12 protein-coding genes are annotated in these 16,969 nt (G+C 55.3%); 8 read left to right on the forward strand and 4 right to left on the reverse strand.

All coding sequences use genetic code 11. The features are described 5' to 3' along the window. Window positions 1-228 precede the first annotated feature (228 nt). Together H7K52_RS17125 and H7K52_RS17130 are read left to right on the forward strand one after the other, a co-directional pair. A complete protein-coding gene (locus tag H7K52_RS17125) occupies window positions 229-2,142 on the forward strand; it encodes a bifunctional 5-dehydro-2-deoxygluconokinase/5-dehydro-2-deoxyphosphogluconate aldolase (protein ID WP_008926300.1) in 1,914 nt (637 codons plus the stop codon). A gap of 569 nt (window positions 2,143-2,711) precedes the next feature. After that, the gene (locus tag H7K52_RS17130; RefSeq protein WP_003852174.1) at window positions 2,712-3,560 is read left to right on the forward strand and encodes a MurR/RpiR family transcriptional regulator; all 849 of its coding nucleotides are present in this window, start codon (window positions 2,712-2,714) and stop codon (window positions 3,558-3,560) included. Window positions 3,561-3,671: 111 nt separating this feature from the next. On the opposite strand, the gene iolB is transcribed toward H7K52_RS17130, so the two are convergent. Together iolB and H7K52_RS17140 are read right to left on the reverse strand one after the other, a co-directional pair. Further along, the gene (gene iolB / locus H7K52_RS17135; protein WP_182630252.1) at window positions 3,672-4,490 is read right to left on the reverse strand and encodes a 5-deoxy-glucuronate isomerase; all 819 of its coding nucleotides are present in this window, start codon (window positions 4,488-4,490) and stop codon (window positions 3,672-3,674) included. Between the two features lie 126 nt (window positions 4,491-4,616). After that, window positions 4,617-6,122, reverse strand: a complete 1,506-nt coding sequence (locus H7K52_RS17140; RefSeq protein WP_182630253.1) for a CoA-acylating methylmalonate-semialdehyde dehydrogenase — start codon at window positions 6,120-6,122, stop codon at window positions 4,617-4,619. Window positions 6,123-6,543: 421 nt separating this feature from the next. On the opposite strand from H7K52_RS17140, the gene H7K52_RS17145 reads away from it, so the two are divergent. Then, window positions 6,544-7,359: a TIM barrel protein gene (locus tag H7K52_RS17145; protein WP_003852169.1), complete on the forward strand. Its 816-nt coding sequence runs from the start codon at window positions 6,544-6,546 to the stop codon at window positions 7,357-7,359. Between the two features lie 75 nt (window positions 7,360-7,434). Here the strand turns inward: H7K52_RS17145 and H7K52_RS17150 are convergent, their stop codons facing one another. Continuing rightward, the gene (locus H7K52_RS17150; RefSeq protein ID WP_110410945.1) at window positions 7,435-8,658 is read right to left on the reverse strand and encodes an MFS transporter; all 1,224 of its coding nucleotides are present in this window, start codon (window positions 8,656-8,658) and stop codon (window positions 7,435-7,437) included. Window positions 8,659-8,958: 300 nt separating this feature from the next. Between H7K52_RS17150 and H7K52_RS17155 the strand changes: the two genes are divergently transcribed. Continuing rightward, window positions 8,959-10,014 carry an AI-2E family transporter gene (locus H7K52_RS17155; protein WP_003852166.1) on the forward strand — a complete coding sequence of 352 codons (1,056 nt, stop codon included), beginning with the start codon at window positions 8,959-8,961 and terminating at the stop codon, window positions 10,012-10,014. On the opposite strand, the gene H7K52_RS17160 is transcribed toward H7K52_RS17155, so the two are convergent. Then, window positions 10,003-10,680 (reverse strand): FadR/GntR family transcriptional regulator, encoded by a 678-nt coding sequence (locus H7K52_RS17160; RefSeq protein WP_078805116.1) that lies wholly within the window; start codon window positions 10,678-10,680, stop codon window positions 10,003-10,005. The two genes, H7K52_RS17155 and H7K52_RS17160, sit on opposite strands and share 12 nt — an antisense overlap. Window positions 10,681-10,828: 148 nt before the next feature. On the opposite strand from H7K52_RS17160, the gene uxuA reads away from it, so the two are divergent. The 4 genes from uxuA (at window position 10,829) to hemB (ending at window position 16,945) form a co-directional block, all read left to right on the forward strand. Beyond that, window positions 10,829-12,013, forward strand: a complete 1,185-nt coding sequence (uxuA, locus tag H7K52_RS17165; protein WP_182630254.1) for a mannonate dehydratase — start codon at window positions 10,829-10,831, stop codon at window positions 12,011-12,013. Window positions 12,014-12,286: 273 nt separating this feature from the next. After that, entirely contained in the window at window positions 12,287-13,873 is a 1,587-nt protein-coding gene (locus H7K52_RS17170; protein ID WP_008926305.1) for an EAL domain-containing protein, read from the forward strand. A gap of 461 nt (window positions 13,874-14,334) precedes the next feature. Then, the gene (gene proP / locus H7K52_RS17175) at window positions 14,335-15,840 is read left to right on the forward strand and encodes a glycine betaine/L-proline transporter ProP (RefSeq protein WP_003852158.1); all 1,506 of its coding nucleotides are present in this window, start codon (window positions 14,335-14,337) and stop codon (window positions 15,838-15,840) included. 127 nt (window positions 15,841-15,967) lie between these two features. Continuing rightward, window positions 15,968-16,945, forward strand: a complete 978-nt coding sequence (hemB, locus tag H7K52_RS17180; RefSeq protein WP_033734324.1) for a porphobilinogen synthase — start codon at window positions 15,968-15,970, stop codon at window positions 16,943-16,945. Window positions 16,946-16,969: the final 24 nt, after the last annotated feature.

The raw sequence follows: 16,969 nt of genomic DNA on the forward strand, positions 1-16,969 counted from the left end.
ACATACCGGACATCGTGCAGACGAAGACTGCGCAGACGGAAGAGAATCAGGAGTTTTACCTGGTTCACAAAATTGCGATGGATATTTCATTTCGTGTTGAATATGGAATTTTTATTCCTCATAATTCTCCCATTGTCAGTCAGACACCCACAGACCCGGATGCAGAGCGAATATAGCGTCGACCTTTTCGCCCGCCAGCCCTGCTAATCACAAGAGGAAACCACAGGTATGAGTACACAACAGAAGCCGCTTGATGTGATTTGTATCGGGCGAATTGCCGTTGATTTTTATGGCCAGCAAATTGGAGCGCGGCTGGAAGATGTCACCTCCTTTGCGAAATATCTGGGCGGTTCCTCAGGCAACGTCGCCTATGGCACCGCGATTCAGGGGCTGAAATCAGCGATGCTGGCGCGGGTGGGAGATGAGCATAATGGTCGCTTTCTGCGTGAAGCGTTGCAGCGCGTCGGCTGTAATACCGATGCGTTGATCACCGATCCGCGGCGTCTGACGGCACTGGTGATCCTGGGCATCAAAGACGAAGAGACTTTTCCGCTGATTTTCTACCGTGATAACTGCGCTGACATGGGGCTGGTGCCGGAAGATATTGATGAAACCTTTATTACCTCTTCCCGCGCGGTAGCGGTAACCGGCACTCACTTATCGCATCCACAAACCCGTGAAGCTGTGCTGAAAGCGCTGGATATCGCCCGCCGCAACGGTCTGCGCACGGCGCTGGATATTGATTACCGCCCGGTATTGTGGGGGCTGACCTCGCTGGGTGACGGTGAAACGCGTTTCATTGAGTCTTCCCAGGTTACGCAGCAGTTGCAGGAAGTGGTGCACTATTTCGATTTGATCGTCGGCACCGAAGAGGAGTTTCACATCGCCGGTGGCAGCACCGACACCCTGACTGCTCTGAAGAACGTTCGCAAGGCGAGCCAGGCAACGCTGGTCTGCAAACGCGGTCCGCTGGGTTGCGTGGTGTTTGAAGGGGATATACCGGATAGCTGGGAAGAGACTCAGCTGCACACCGGCGTGCGCGTTGACGTGCTCAACGTGCTGGGCGCGGGTGATGCCTTTATGTCTGGCCTGCTGCGCGGCTGGCTGAATGATGAAGGCTGGGAGCAGGCGTGCCGTTACGCCAACGCCTGTGGGGCGCTGGTGGTTTCACGCCACGGCTGTGCCCCGGCCATGCCAACCAAAGCGGAACTGGATGATTTCCTGAGCCGCGACAAAGAGGTGAAACGTCCCGATCTCGACAGTCGTCTCAACCACCTGCACCGCGTGACCACCCGCAAGCAGGCGTGGCCGGAGCTGAACGTTTTCGCTTTTGATCATCGCAAACAACTGGCGGACATGGCGGAGGAAGCGGGCGTGGATGAAAGCCGTATTCCACAGCTGAAACTGCTGCTGCTGGAAGCCGCTCAGGAGGCCGCCAGAGAGGCGGGATTAGAGAATAGGAGCGGCATTCTGGCGGATACCACCTATGGTCAGAAAGCGCTGAATGCCATCACCGGGAAGAACTGGTGGATTGGCCGTCCGATTGAGCTGCCGAGCTCACGTCCGCTGCGCCTGGAGCATGGCAACATTGGCTCGCAGCTGATCGACTGGCCCGCCGAGCACGTCGTGAAATGTCTGGTGTTTTATCATCCTCACGACAGTGCTGAACTGCGCAAAGAGCAGGATGACGTGGTGCTCGATGTCTGGAATGGCTGTAATAAAAGCGGGCATGAGCTGCTGCTGGAAGTGATTCTCCCGGAGAGCAACCCGGATAAAAATGAAGCCTATTACCTTGATATGCTGACGCATTTCTACAGTCTGGGCATCCAGCCTGACTGGTGGAAACTGCCACCGCTGTCCGCAGAAAGCTGGCAGGCGATCAGCACGCTGATTGAGCAGCAGGATCCCCACTGTCGCGGCATTCTGTTGCTCGGTCTGGATGCGCCTGAAGAGAAGCTTAAAGCGGGCTTTGCCGCGGCGGCCAACGCGCCCTGGGTGAAAGGCTTTGCGGTGGGTCGCACCATCTTTGGTCAGCCTTCGCGCCAGTGGCTGCAGGGTGAACTGGACGATCAGGCGCTGATTGAGACCGTTAAAGGCAATTATCTGCGGCTGATTGAGTACTGGCGTGCTGCCCGCGCCTGATTTCATGCTCTGCTATAGACTGTCTCAACCGCGATGGCCTCAGACGGCTGACTTACTCAAGGCAGGGTGAAGGTTACAGCAACAAATAAGCTCAACGCGCAGGTAACATGGTCAGAGGAGGAAAGCGTCCCGCCGCCCGGAAAAAAACGCCAGGAGCGTTTTTGAACAACGCGAAGCGTTGGCCCGGTAACGGGCGCACCTCATGGATGAGGTGTGTAATCGGGCGGGCCGAGCGGCCATGGATGGCTTAAGCGACTTTCCGATCTGACCATGTTACCTGAGCCTGCGCGAACTCATAGCAGGCAGAGACAGACTCTTTCATCACGCTATCCCAACCGGGATGGCGTTTTTTACTGGTTACCCTCCCAGCCTGCTGTCATTTCATCCCGGTTTTCACCCTGACATTGCCCGCGAAGAGTCACGCCTCGGGCGCTAAAGCTAATCTGTGAACCATTTCATAAAGCCATGAAATAAACTGCGCCGTTAACGCAAAGAAATGAAATTTTCCATCCATCTGGTAATATAGCGCTCATTATGCAGCCATTATTCTAATTATACGGGCAGAAGTGATGAACAATAATCCCACCCAACTTTCTCTCTTGCAGGACGATATTCGTCGCCGCTACGAAACGCTGAGCAAGCGTCTTAAACAGGTTGCGCGCTACATCCTTGATAACAGTAACAGTATTGCTTTCGATACCGTCGCCTCGATTGCCCAGCAGGCCGATGTGCCGCCGTCGACGCTAATCCGTTTTGCGAATGCGTTTGGCTTCAGCGGTTTCAACGAAATGAAACAGGTTTTTCGTCAGCACCTGATGGAGGAGACGGTCAACTATACCGAGCGCGCTCGCCTGTTTCGTCAGACCTCAACGGACGACAGCGCCAGTGCCCCTGAAAGCCCAGCGGAGATCCTCAACGTCTTTACGATGGTGAACAGCCAGGCGTTGCAGCAACTGGCGATGCAGGTTAATCCTGAGCAGCTGAACAAGGCAGTGAAACTGCTGAATGAGGCTGAGAACATCTATGTCATCGGCCTGCGTCGCTCCTTTAGCGTCGCCTCCTATCTGGTTTACGCGCTGCGTCACCTGGAGCGTCGCGCGTTTCTGATTGATGGCCTGGGCGGGATGTTTACTGAGCAGCTCAGCCTGGTAAACCCGAAAGATGTGGTGATTGCGATCAGCTATTCGCCTTATGCGCGTGAAGCGGTCGAAGTGGTCGAAATGGGTGCTAAACGTGGCGCGCATCAGATTGCTATTACCGACAGTCAGGTTAGCCCGCTGGCCGCCTTTAGTGATGTCTGCTTTGTGGTGCGTGAAGCGCAGGTCGACGGCTTCCGTTCGCAGGTCGCCTCGCTCTGCCTGGCGCAGACGCTGGCGGTGTCACTGGCTTTGAACAACGCCGAGAGTTCCGCTCAGTAACCTGCGTTCCACACAGTAACCTGCGTTCCACACAGTAAAAAGGGCAGCCCAATTGGCTGCCCTTTTTGTGGCTATCCACGCACTATGCACGCCTGATAAAACCGCCGTGATTTACGGGTTGCGCGGATAGCTGTCGCTGTTCACCCAAGCGTGATCTTTCTCCCAGCTGAATTTCCACAACCGCACCGGCCCCGCCATCACGTTAAGATAGTAGTTGTTGTAACCCGCCAGCGTCGCCACCGGATGATAGCCGCGCGGCACCATCACCACGTCGCGATTATAGGGTGCCATGCAGACATCCAGTGAGCGGTCGTCGGTGTAGACGCGTTGCATGGCAAAGCCAGGCTCCGGATCGAAACGGTGATAGTAGGTCTCTTCCAGGTAGGTTTCGTTTTCACTCTCCTCCTGGTCGTGCTTGTGGCTGGGATAAGAGCTGGTATCGCCCTCGTTGGTATAAACCTCAACCACCAGCAGGCTGTCAGCCGGTTCAGTGTCAGGCAGGATATTATGCACCAGGCGCTGATTGCGCCCTTTTCCGCGATGCTCAACACCCACATCCGCTGGTGCAATCAGTCGTGCAGGCAGATTTCCCTGACCGGGCGCGTTACAGACCGCCAGTTCAAGATCGCTGTCTGCATACACTTCCACTTCATCATCATGCGGCACATAAACGGAATAAGGCGGCACGCGTTCGAAAGGCGACATGCGCTTACCGATACCGGGAAACTCAGCATGGCGGGTTTTCACCGAGGCCAGCCCGGCCACCAGCACCAGACACAGCTCTTTATCACCACTGTTGAGGCGCAGGGTTTCCCCTTTCTTCAGCAGATAAGCATCAAACCCTACATAACGCCAGCCAGCACGCTCAGGTGTGACATGCTGAATACGGCCCTGTGCGTCAGGGGCCTGTGCTTTCGACAGTAAAGACATCCCGATCCTCCTCTCTGTCACGATTAACACGGCGAGAGTCACGCGGACGCAATGCCAGCGAACAAAGCGACCGGCAGACTATCCTGCCGGTCGCACACCGTGATCCGTGATCGACGTTGAAATAAATTAGCCTAAGGTTGGCATACTGAATTCAGACACGGTCTGCTGACCGGATGGCCAGCGCACGGTGGCGGTTTTCATGCGCGTATAGAAGCGCACGCCGTCCGGCCCGTGGACATTAAGCGCGCCAAACACGGAACGCTTCCAGCCACCGAAGCTGTGAAATGCCATCGGCACCGGAATCGGCACGTTGACACCCACCATGCCCGCTTCAACGTTCTGCACAAACTCACGCGCGGTGTGACCGTTGCTGGTGAAAATCGCACTGCCGTTGCCAAACTCATGGCTGTTAACCAGTTGCAGTGCGCTGTCGTAATCCGGTGCGCGCATGATGCTCAGCACCGGCCCAAAAATCTCTTCACGCCAGATCACCATCTCAGAGGTGACGTTATCAAACAGCGTGCCGCCAACGTAGTAACCTTCTGCGTGACCCGCAACCTGCACGTTACGGCCATCCACCACCAGCTTCGCACCTTCCTGCTCGCCTTTATCGATGTAACCCAGCACCTTCTTCTGGTGCGCAGCGGAGACCACCGGACCCATCTCATTTTCTTCGGCACCCTGACTCATTCCCGGGCCGATACGCAGTGCTTTCACCAGCGGTGTCAGGCGGGCAATCAACTTGTCAGCGGTGTCGTCACCCACGGCGACAACAACAGGCAGAGCCATACAGCGTTCACCGGCAGAACCAAACGCACCGCCCATGATGGCGTTGACGGTGGCATCCAGATCGGCATCCGGCATAACGATAGCGTGGTTTTTCGCCGCGCCAAATGCCTGTACTCGCTTGCCGTGGGCGCTGGCGGTCTTATAGATATGCTCAGCTACGCCTGAAGAGCCGACAAAGCTCACCGCGGCAATGCGCGGATCCTTATAGAGCTGCTCAGCATCTTCATTAGAGCTGTGCACCACGTTGAATACGCCATCCGGCAGGCCCGCTTCGGTCAGGAGCTCGGCCATACGCACGGCCGCAGACGGATCCAGCGCCGGTGGCTTCAGGACAAAGGTGTTACCGCAGGCCAGTGCGATCGGGAACATCCACAATGGCACCATCGCCGGGAAGTTGAACGGCGTAATGCCCGCCACGACGCCAACCGGCTGCATCAGCGAGAAGCTGTCAACGCCGCCGCCGACGTTCGGGGAATATTCGCCTTTGAGCAAATGAGGGATCCCGCAGGCAAACTCAATCACTTCAATGCCACGCGTCAGTTCACCCAGTGCATCGGACCAGACTTTGCCATGCTCAGAGACAATCAGCGCCGCCAGCTCATCACGATGCTGCTCCATCAGGGCTTTGAAGTTAAACAGAACGCGGGCGCGACGCAGCGGCGAAGTTTTAGACCAGGCTGAAAATGCGTCATGCGCGACACCAATCGCCTGAGCCACTTCATCAGCGGTACTTTGCGTCAGTTCACGAACCACTTTGCCGGTTGCCGGATCGTAAACAGGAATGGTTTCGTTGCTGGCGCTGAACGTGATTTTACCGCCAATAAAGTTACCTATGGTTGTCATGATGTTGCCTCTTAAGATGGTTAAGTTCCCTGCAGACGGGCCCTGTGGCCTGCCACACTGCCTGACCAGGCAAACCTGAAAGCGTGCTATGAAGCTATTACAGTGGAATAAATTTTTCAAATAGTTATTTTTGGAAAATTTGATTTTAGCGGCACAGATCGCATTTTTATTGTCCACTTCTGTCTGACCGCGTGATGAGAGCAGCAGAGCAATATTACCGGTCAGCCTTAGCGTAACAGGGGAATTGCTGCGGCGTGGATCACTTCTGTTTCTGCGAAGTCGATCCGGCGTTGACGCATCAGCGTGAAACGAAATATGAAATTAATGCGAGGCTGATCTAATAAAATACATTTCATAATTCACTAATTATGAAATAAATGTTTTCTTTAATCGCAACATTCTCCTGTTCCGGAGTTAACGCATGGCCATCGACCCAACCCGTTTCTGTATCAATCGCAAAATTGCGCCCCGGCTCTCGCTGGAAGCCTTCTTTCAGCTGGTTCAGCGTCTGGGCCTGAGCAAGGTTGAACTGCGTAATGATATGCCCGGCGGCAGCGTCACTGACGATCTCAGCACCGATCAACTGCGCGCCCTGGCCGACAGATACCACATTGATATCATCAGCATTAATGCGCTCTATCCGTTTAACCATATTGATGACGCGCTGCTGAGCCGGGCCGAGGCGCTGTTACAGACAGCACAACAGATTGGTGCAAAAGCGCTGGTGATGTGTCCGCTGAATGAGGGGATTACCGTGTCGCCTCAGCAGACACAGGCGGCGATGCAGGCACTGGCGCCGCGCTTTGCCCACTATGGCATTCTGGGGCTGGTGGAGCCACTGGGTTTCCCGGTCAGCTCACTGCGTTCGATCGTGCAGGCGCAGGCGTTAATTGCTGCGGCAGGCGTGCCTTTTAAACTGTTGCTGGATACGTTTCATCATCATCTCTATGAGAAGGCTGAACAGGAATTCCCGGTGGGTATCGATATTGACCAGATTGGACTGGTGCACCTTTCAGGCGTGGAAGATCAACGTCCGACCGCCGAACTGACCGACGAAGAACGCATCATGCTGAATGACAATGATGTGCTGAAGAGCGTGGTGCAGGTTAAACGGCTGGAGATGCTTGGCTATAAGGGCGTCTACGCCTTTGAGCCGTTCTCCGGTCAGCTCAACAGCTGGACCCCGGCGGAGATTGAACGCCAGATCCGCCACAGTATTGAACTGCTGCAGGCCTGAATCCTGCTGCATCCCGCATTTATCCGTTTATCTGTGTCTGAAAAGACGTTATGGCCCGCTGCTGGGCCATTTTTTTTATTCTGAAGAACCGTCTGCTGCTGACTGCGATGCCTGACGCTTCAACAGCCGCAGCGTGCAGAAAAACGCGACACAGACCAGCAGCGCCGTAAGCAGATAGACGCGTGAGACATCCGCATAATTCATGATGAATCCGGCCAGTGGCCCGGTTATCCCCAGCGACAGATCCATAAAGGCGGTATAGGTTGCCAGGGCGCTGCCCTGATTCTGCTGCGGCACCACTTTTACCGCCACCACGCCCAGCGCCGGGAACACCAGAGAAAACCCGGCCCCGGTCAGAAAAGCACCCGCGTTTGCCATCCAGGGATTACCCGCGGCGGCGACCAGAAACAGTCCGGCCGCTTCAACCGCCAGACAAACGCTGGCGACCCGCAGACCGCCGTGGCGGTTAATCGCATTGGGAAACAGCAGGCGTGCGCCAACAAAAGCCATGCTGAACAGGGAAAGCGCAAAAGCGGCTCCCTGCCAGCCTTTATCCTGATAGAACAGCGTGATAAAGGTGGCGATAACGCCAAAACCCGCCGATCCCATCGCCAGAATCGCACCAAAACCGGCGATTTTTCCCAGCACAGCCCGAAACGGCAGCGGTCTGGCGCGGCTGGCTTTTACGGCCGGACGCGGCACGGCACAGACGATGCCCACGACACAGATGGCAACAATGACCAGTGACAGCCACAGCAAACCGCCTGCCTGAAAAATCACTACGCCGAGCGGTGCGCCAATGGCCATCGCGCCATAGGTGACGATCCCGTTCCAGGATATTACCCGACCAATGTGCAGTGAACCCACCCTTGCCACTCCCCACAACGAGGTGCCGGTGCCGGTAAAACTCTGGCCCACGCCCAGAATCAACCGGCCCACGCAGAGCAGGATCAGGCTCCACATCGGTGATGCGATCAGGGCCGCCAGCAGAATACACAATCCGCTGATCAGACAGCCTACCAGGCCCGTGACCACCACTTTTTTGGGTCCCCAGAGATCGGCATAGCGCCCAGCATGTGGCCGGCTCAGCAGCGTCGCAACATATTGCAGGCTGATCACCAGGCCGGCCCAGAACGCGCTGAAGCCCAGCTGGTCATGCACCCAGCCTGGCAATACCGCCAGCGGCAGACCAATGGTGAGATAGCTGGCAAAGTTGTAGGCCACAATAGAGAGGATCAGCAGAGAGATATTCAGGTTGCCATGTGGGGTAGTCGGTTCCGCTGCAGGCTGTTCAGGCATGCGTCCTCACGATCGTATTTGGCTGAATGATAAGGTTTATCCCTTAACTATACCCGCTTTCGCCTCCTGCGCATCACAATGGCACGGTTATCTGGCAAACACGACTGCCCAAACGTGCTGCAGATAACCGGATGAAAACAGCCACAAGGGAGAGTGGCTGTTCTGTTGCTATAGCTGAGTGCTGTGGCGCTAATACTCTCGCCACTTTGCCGCCGCGCTTTACCGTTTCTCTGATAAATCAGATTGTTAATTTTCTTTCAGCTACACTTTCAACAGCCAATTTACGTTATGAGAGAGAGAATGAGCGAGCTGCAACGGGAAAAGATCGGACAAAATATTCTGATAAAACTGGCGATGCTGGTCATCATCCTCGCCGGGGTTCGGGCAGCGTCCGATATTCTGGTTCCGCTTTTGCTGGCGGCGTTCTTTGCAATTGTACTCAACCCACTGGTGACGATGCTGATGCGCCGGGGCTTTCGCCGTGGACTGGCCATTGGCCTGGTTATCACGGTGATCTTCTGCGCACTTGTGCTGCTGGGCGCCATCATCGCCAGCTCAATGAGCGAGTTTTCCGACCTCTACCCGCAACTACGTGCCACGATGGAGCAGAAGATGACGGTGCTGCAACATCTGGCGGCAGGCTTTCATATCAATATCTCAACAGATGCGCTGGTACAGCGTTTCGATCCTAACACTATGATGAACCTGGCAAGCGTGGCGCTGAGCGGCTTTTCCGGTGCGATGACCAATACTGTGCTGCTGGTGCTGACCGTGGTCTTTATGCTGTTTGAGGTTCATCACCTGCCCTATAAAATGCGTAACGCGCTGGTGAATCCTAAAATCCGCATCGCCGGGCTGCATAAAGCGTTGAAAGGGGTCACGCACTATCTGGCGCTGAAAACGCTGGTGAGTCTGATTACCGGCATCGCGGTCTGGCTGAGTCTTTATCTGCTGGATGTGAAGTTCGCGCTGCTCTGGGGTGTCGTGGCATTTATCCTCAATTTCATTCCCAATATTGGTCCGATTATCGCCGGTATCCCGCCCTTACTTCAGGCGCTGTTACTGAACAGTCTGTTTGATGCCGCGATGGTGGCGGCGCTGTTTACCGCGATTCACATGGTGTTCGGCAATATGCTGGAACCGCGACTGATGGGTCGCGGTCTGGGCTTATCAACGCTGGTGGTGTTCCTGTCGCTGGTGTTCTGGGGCTGGCTGCTCGGGCCGGTCGGCATGCTGCTCTCGGTGCCGCTGACCAGCATTACCAAAATCCTGATGGAAACTACGCCAGGCGGCAGTCGTCTGGCGATTATGCTGGGCACCGGACGACCTAAGCGGGCGCGGGGATTAACCAAGTAGCTGCTGCTGCACGTGCTGCAGATGGTTCTCCATCGCCTGACGGGCAGCCGCTTCATCGCCCGCCACGATGGCCTCGGCGATCTGCTGATGGTCAGCATTCATCTCGCGTGCGAAGTTATTATCAGCATAATGGCGCTCCAGTCGCTGCACATGCGGACTGTGCCGCCGGTTCCATAACTGCTCCAGCAGGTCGCGTAACACATCATTGCCGCTCATCTCGCTGATGAGCAGGTGAAAGCGTTTGTCCTGCTCCAGGAAAGCCGCATCGTTTGCATTGTACTGCTGCAGTTCAGCGGTCAGCGCCAGCAGTGCCGCGCGCTGAACGGCGGTGCCGTTACGTGCGGCAAATCCCGCCAGCATCCCTTCAAAGGCTTCCCGCGCCTGCAGCAGGTCCTGCAGACTGCAACTCTCCTGCGGAACGGCGGCCTGCGGCAGTGGCTGCGCGACGTAGACGCCGTTGCCCGTGCGGATATCGACCCAGCCGGTCATTTCCAGCGCAATCAATGCTTCACGCACTGACGAGCGGCTGACACCCAGCTGTTTTGCCAGCTCGCGCTCTGGCGGCAGTAAGCCTCCTGCCGCAAAGTCACCGCGCGTAATGCCGGCCATAATGACGTTGGCGATCTGACGATACAGGCGCTCAGTTTTAATAACGGGTAGCGTCATCACCCTCTCCTCTTCGTCCGCTTAAAACCGATCACATCGCTGATGCAGTTTGTGATGCTGCGATCCGGATCACGGCCCTGTTTTGTCCACTATCATACTCTTGGCCCAGCGGCCTGACCACTGGGCCACATCACACTAAGGAGTAATAATGGAACATACATGGCGATGGTACGGCCCAAGCGACCCGGTATCCCTGGATGATGCGCGTCAGGCGGGTGCGACCGGCATTGTAACGGCGCTGCACCATATCCCTAACGGCGAGGTGTGGCCGGTTGAAGAGATTAAAGCACGCCAGGCCCTGCTGGCTGAAAAAGGTCTGGTCTGGTCGGTGGTCGAAAGTATCCCGGTCCATGAGGCGATCAAAACTCAGCGGGGTGACTACCTTCGCTACATTGCCAATTACCAGCAGTCGATACGCAATCTGGCTGCCTGCGGCATTGATACCGTCTGCTACAACTTCATGCCGGTGCTGGACTGGACGCGCACCGACCTCGCCTGGACGCTGCCAGATGGCGCAAAAGCGCTGCGCTTTGACGCTGATGCGTTTGCCGCCTTTGAGCTTTATCTGCTACAGCGCCCGGGCGCGGAGAAGGATTACAGCGCTGCCGAGCAGCAGGCCGCAGCGCAGCGCTTTTCCGCCATGAGCGCAGAAGAGAAAAACACCCTGGTGCGCAATATTATCGCCGGTCTGCCAGGTGCTGAAGAGGGTTACACCCTGGCGCAGTTTCAGGCGCAACTGGCACAGTATGACGGTATTGATAAAGCGAAACTGCGCGAGCATATGGCAGCGTTTCTGCGCGCCATCGTGCCGGTTGCGGAAGAGACGGGCGTTAAACTAGCGGTGCATCCGGACGATCCACCGCGTCCTATTCTGGGTCTGCCACGCATTATCTCCACGCAGGAAGATATGCAGTGGCTGAAAGAAACCGTGGACAGTCTGCACAACGGATTCTGCTTCTGTACCGGCTCTTATGGTGTGCGTGCCGATAATGCGCTGGTTGAGATGGCGGAAACCTATGCCGACCGCATCAACTTTGTCCATCTGCGCGCCACGAAGCGCGAAGCTAATCCCGCCAGCTTCCATGAAGCGGCGCATCTGGCGGGCGATGTCGATATGGTCGGCGTGATCAAAGTCATTCTGGCGGAAGAGCAGCGCCGTCGCCGTGCAGGCAACCTGCGCGCGATACCTATGCGTCCCGATCACGGTCATCAGATGCTGGACGACCTGCATAAACGCACGAATCCGGGTTACTCAGCCATTGGACGTCTTAAAGGTCTTGCTGAACTGCGCGGCGTTGAAGTCGCCTTGAAACAGATCTATTTTGCTCATTAAGTCAACGGCTACCCTGTGCCCGATTCTGACGGGCCAGGGTCTCTGCTGGCCGCAATGAGATGTTTTCCTCCGCGTTACTTATCCCTGCCTGATTTCTGCCGAATTCAAATGAAAGCAAAACAACCCCCTCAATTAAGGCTGTGTCGGGTCGATAATTGACCTGAGTCAGTTCTGTTGCTCGCAAAAACGCTAATCTGCCTGGCCCGGAGAAATGCTATGCTGCGCAACTGTTCAGCCCCTGCATAAAACGAATAATACTCAGAGGATTCAGCGGTGCCGCTACTGAAACGAAAACGCGACTATGCCAGGCTGGTGATTATTTTCTCCGGTGTGCTGCCTCTGCTTATTGGCCTTTTTTTTACTGCTCTGGATGCGCGCCACACCGTCCAGCAGCATCAGGTGAATGCAGCCAATACCCTGCTCTCTCAGGCTGAAAGAATGAGTGACAGCGCCTGGGATATGATTAATACGCTGCGCCAGTTTCAGTATCAGCCCTGCAGTCAGATTCAGAATCAGTTACAGCGCATCGGCTCACTGAATCCCTATTTCCGCGCAATCGGTAAAATTGAAGAAAACAGAATTGGCTGTTCGTCAGCATATGGAACCATGCCGGGTTTACTGAAAGATATGATCATGCGCGATGCGCCGGTCACCGGAAAAGCCTGGTGGAGCCTGTCAATTGCCGGCACCTCCGGTGTGCCGGATCGCCCGGCCGTGATTTTTATGCGTGACCTGCCTGATGGCGTGGGATTCTGGGCAGTGGTTGATGGCCAGTATCTGCTTGATCTGATGCGCGCTATCAGCAGCACTCACCGCTATCATTTCAGCATGGCATTCAGCGACGGCGCCCCCATCTCGTTTGGTGACCCACAAATTGCTGCATCCGGCTGGTTTGAGCCTCTGATTTATGAGGCCCGTTCAAACCGCTACCCGCTCTCTGTCACTCTGATTGCCTCGCCCACTGAGCTGATCTCTGCCTGGCGCCAGGTGATTTTTATTATCATGCCGATGGCGGCGATCTTTTCTGTTCTGCTGATGATGCTGACGGCGAACTGGCTGCGACGGCGTATTTCATGGCGCGATGAGATTCGCCGGGCCATCATCTGCGGCCAGTTCAGGGCGCACTATCAGCCAGTCTATGATAACCGGCTGCAACGCTGTAGCGGTGCAGAGGTGCTTCTGCGCTGGACAACGTCCGACGGTAACGGCGTTCGGCCTGATATTTTTATTGGTGCAGCAGAAGCGGAAGGGATGATTGTGCCGCTGACCCGCCACCTGCTCGATTTGATTGCAGAGGATGTGCAGAGCTGGCAGGTGGATCCCCATTTTCACCTTGCGATTAACGTGGCGGCGGAGCATCTGCAGCATCCTGATTTTGTTCGCGATATGCTGCAATTCGCCGACAAAATAAAAGATAAGCAGTTTGTCATTACGCTTGAGCTGACTGAGCGCAGTCTGATTAAAGAGGGTGAAGCGGTGGCGCGTAAGCTGGAGCAGTTACGCCATGCGGGTATGAAGGTTGCGATTGATGATTTTGGTACCGGCCACTGCTCACTGAGTTACTTACAGACCTTCACGCTGGATTATCTGAAAATCGATCGTGGATTCATTAACGCTATCGAATCGCTGGAAGGCGAAACGCCAGTGCTGGATGCGATCATCAATCTCAGTCACAGTCTGGCGCTGGAGGTGCTGGGTGAAGGTGTGGAAACGGAGCTGCAATTTTGCTATCTCCAACAGCGCGGCGTCGTGTTTATTCAGGGTTTTTATTACGCCCGCCCGATGGATAACACATCGCTGGCAGAGTGGCTGGCGCGTCAGGGGGATCAGCGTGTGCTGGCTGACCCGTGTCACGTTTGAACCTCCGCAGCACATCGAAAACCGGACGACACCGAAACCGGGATTGCCACCCGCGGCTCTTGCGCCAGCCCGTTCACCGACGAATAATGTCCAGCCCCCGACCCTTCGCACTGAACCGTCGGACAGGGATCCCTCCCGTTAAGCGCAAATAAACATCACTTGCGCAGACAATCTGCTGAAAAAAACGGCTGTCGTCACGCAGCGTGATAATTTTTTTGCGGTGCTAAACAGTCATAAAGATTGCCGGAACAGGTCAGCATTAGCTCAAACATGACAGATATCACACAAAAACGGTATACTCTGTCGCTGTTTGCAATAATCACAACAGTAATTATTGTGTTCGCTGGCGCGTAATGAGCGCTTAATTACGGCTATGCTTAAATTTCTCAACGCAGCGGTCTGAACGATTTACCACGGCTCGCGCCGTTGAGGACTTTCGTGTTCCATTACAGGGTAATTCTATGAAATTGCGTAGGAAGCGTGTAAAACCAATTGGGATCAATGATGTCACCATCATTGATGATGCTCGTTTACGTAAAGCCATCACTGCGGCCTCTCTGGGTAACGCGATGGAATGGTTTGACTTCGGTGTGTATGGCTTCGTGGCCTATGCGCTGGGTAAAGTCTTCTTCCCGGACGTGTCACCCGGCATTCAGATGATTGCTGCACTGGCAACCTTCTCTGTGCCCTTCCTGATCCGTCCGCTGGGTGGCCTCTTCTTCGGTATGCTGGGCGACAAATATGGTCGTCAGAAAATCCTCTCCATTACCATTATCATCATGTCGGTCAGTACCTTCTGTATCGGCCTGATACCGTCCTATGCGTCTATCGGCATCTGGGCACCGATTCTGCTGCTGCTTGCGAAGATGGCGCAGGGCTTCTCCGTGGGCGGTGAATATACCGGCGCCTCAATCTTCGTGGCGGAATATTCGCCTGACCGCAAACGCGGCTTTATGGGAAGCTGGCTCGACTTTGGCTCAATTGCGGGCTTTGTACTGGGTGCGGGCCTGGTCGTGCTGATCTCTTCTGTTATCGGAGAAGCACGTTTCCTTGAGTGGGGCTGGCGTCTGCCGTTCTTCGTGGCGCTGCCGCTGGGCATTATCGGCCTTTATCTGCGTCATGCGCTGGAGGAGACCCCGGCATTCCAGCAGCATGTGGACAAACTGGAACAGGGTGATCGCGAAGGCCTGCAGGATGGTCCGAAAGTCTCGTTTAAGGAGATTGCAACCAAACACTGGCGCAGCCTGCTTTCCTGTATCGGTCTGGTTATCGCCACCAACGTCACCTACTACATGTTACTGACGTATATGCCGAGTTACCTGTCGCATAACCTGCACTACAGCGAAGACCATGGTGTGATGATTATCATCGCTATCATGATCGGTATGCTGTTTGTTCAGCCTGTGATCGGCATGATGAGTGACCGCTTTGGCCGTCGTCCCTTTGTTATCATCGGCAGTATTGCTCTGCTGGTCTTCGCCATTCCCGCCTTTATGATGATTAACAGTGGCGTGCTGGGACTGATTTTTGGTGGCCTGCTGCTGATGGCCGTTATTCTTAACTCGTTTACCGGTGTCATGGCCTCGTCGCTGCCTGCGATGTTCCCGACCCATATCCGTTACAGTGCGCTGGCCAGTGCGTTTAACATCTCTGTACTGGTTGCGGGTCTGACGCCAACGCTGGCCGCCTGGCTGGTTGAAACCACCAACAATCTTTACATGCCAGCCTACTACCTGATGGTGGTGGCGATCATTGGTCTGATTACCGGTCTTTCCATGAAAGAGACGGCAAACAAGCCACTGAAAGGTGCAACGCCAGCCGCGTCCGATATGGAAGAAGCGCGCGAAATCCTGCAGGAACATCACGATAACATCGAGAACAAAATCGAAGATATCGATGCAGAGATCGCCCGCCTGGAAGCGAAACGTAAAAACCTGGTGCAGCAGCATCCGGATATCAACGAGTAATCGTTCTGCTCTCCCGCCGCCCGGTGGGAGAGCGCTTTTCCCTCTCTGTTACCGCACACAAACCTTCATCCCTCGCGGTCAAAGGGAGTAAACTGTTGTTACTTTTTTCACCTGCGTAAGAATGAAAATGTCTGATTATTCCCTTATCCAGCGCCCAAGAAGATTGCGCGCCAGCGCCTCAATGCGTGAAATGTTCCAGGAGTCATCCCTGAGCCTGAACGATCTGGCTCTGCCTATTTTTGTTGAAGAAGAAGTCGACGATTACAAAGCGATTCAGGCGATGCCTGGCGTGATGCGAATTCCGGAAAAGCGTCTCGCCTATGAGATTGAGCGCATCGCCAAAGCGGGCATCCGCTCGGTGATGACCTTCGGTATTTCTCACCACACCGACGCCACCGGCAGCGATGCCTGGAACGAAAACGGTCTGGTGGCGCGCATGTCGCGCATCTGCAAAGATACCGTACCGGAAATGATTGTGATGTCTGACACCTGCTTCTGTGAATACACCAGCCACGGCCACTGTGGTGTGCTCTGTGATCACGGCGTCGATAACGATGCAACCCTGGCAAACCTGGGCAAGCAGGCCGTTGTTGCCGCCGCAGCCGGTGCAGACTTTATCGCCCCGTCAGCGGCGATGGATGGTCAGGTTGAGGCGATTCGCCGCGCACTTGATGCGGCAGGCTTCACCCAGACCGCCATCATGTCTTATTCCACCAAATTCGCTTCATCGTTTTACGGCCCGTTCCGTGAAGCGGCCGGAACGGCGCTGAAAGGCGACCGTAAAACCTACCAGATGAACCCGATGAACCGTCGGGAAGCGATCCGTGAATCGTTGCTTGATGCGGCGCAGGGCGCGGATTCATTGATGGTGAAACCGGCAGGCGCTTATCTGGATATTCTGCGCGATATCCGCGAACGCACCGAACTGCCGCTGGCGGCTTATCAGGTGAGTGGCGAATACGCGATGATTAAATTTGCCGCACAGGCCGGTGCCATTGATGAGCGCAATGTGGTGCTGGAAAGCCTCGGTGCGATTAAACGCGCCGGAGCCGACCTCATTTTCAGCTATTTCGCCCTTGATCTCGCCGAACAAAAAGTGCTCTGATCCCCTCCTCATAAAGAGCGTGGT

It is taken from the genome of Pantoea hericii, assembly GCF_014155795.1.
In the GTDB taxonomy this organism is placed as follows: domain Bacteria; phylum Pseudomonadota; class Gammaproteobacteria; order Enterobacterales; family Enterobacteriaceae; genus Pantoea; species Pantoea eucalypti.

Bases quoted from the DNA above. Each gene is read 5' to 3' on its own strand.
- iolB (WP_182630252.1), bottom strand. From the start codon at position 4,490: ATGTCTTTACTGTCGAAAGCACAGGCCCCTGACGCACAGGGCCGTATT.
- H7K52_RS17125 (WP_008926300.1), top strand. From the start codon at position 229: ATGAGTACACAACAGAAGCCGCTTGATGTGATTTGTATCGGGCGAATT.
- H7K52_RS17155 (WP_003852166.1), top strand. From the start codon at position 8,959: ATGAGCGAGCTGCAACGGGAAAAGATCGGACAAAATATTCTGATAAAA.
- H7K52_RS17140 (WP_182630253.1), bottom strand. From the start codon at position 6,122: ATGACAACCATAGGTAACTTTATTGGCGGTAAAATCACGTTCAGCGCC.
- H7K52_RS17160 (WP_078805116.1), bottom strand. From the start codon at position 10,680: ATGACGCTACCCGTTATTAAAACTGAGCGCCTGTATCGTCAGATCGCC.
- uxuA (WP_182630254.1), top strand. From the start codon at position 10,829: ATGGAACATACATGGCGATGGTACGGCCCAAGCGACCCGGTATCCCTG.
- H7K52_RS17150 (WP_110410945.1), bottom strand. From the start codon at position 8,658: ATGCCTGAACAGCCTGCAGCGGAACCGACTACCCCACATGGCAACCTG.
- hemB (WP_033734324.1), top strand. From the start codon at position 15,968: ATGTCTGATTATTCCCTTATCCAGCGCCCAAGAAGATTGCGCGCCAGC.
- H7K52_RS17130 (WP_003852174.1), top strand. From the start codon at position 2,712: ATGAACAATAATCCCACCCAACTTTCTCTCTTGCAGGACGATATTCGT.
- proP (WP_003852158.1), top strand. From the start codon at position 14,335: ATGAAATTGCGTAGGAAGCGTGTAAAACCAATTGGGATCAATGATGTC.
- H7K52_RS17145 (WP_003852169.1), top strand. From the start codon at position 6,544: ATGGCCATCGACCCAACCCGTTTCTGTATCAATCGCAAAATTGCGCCC.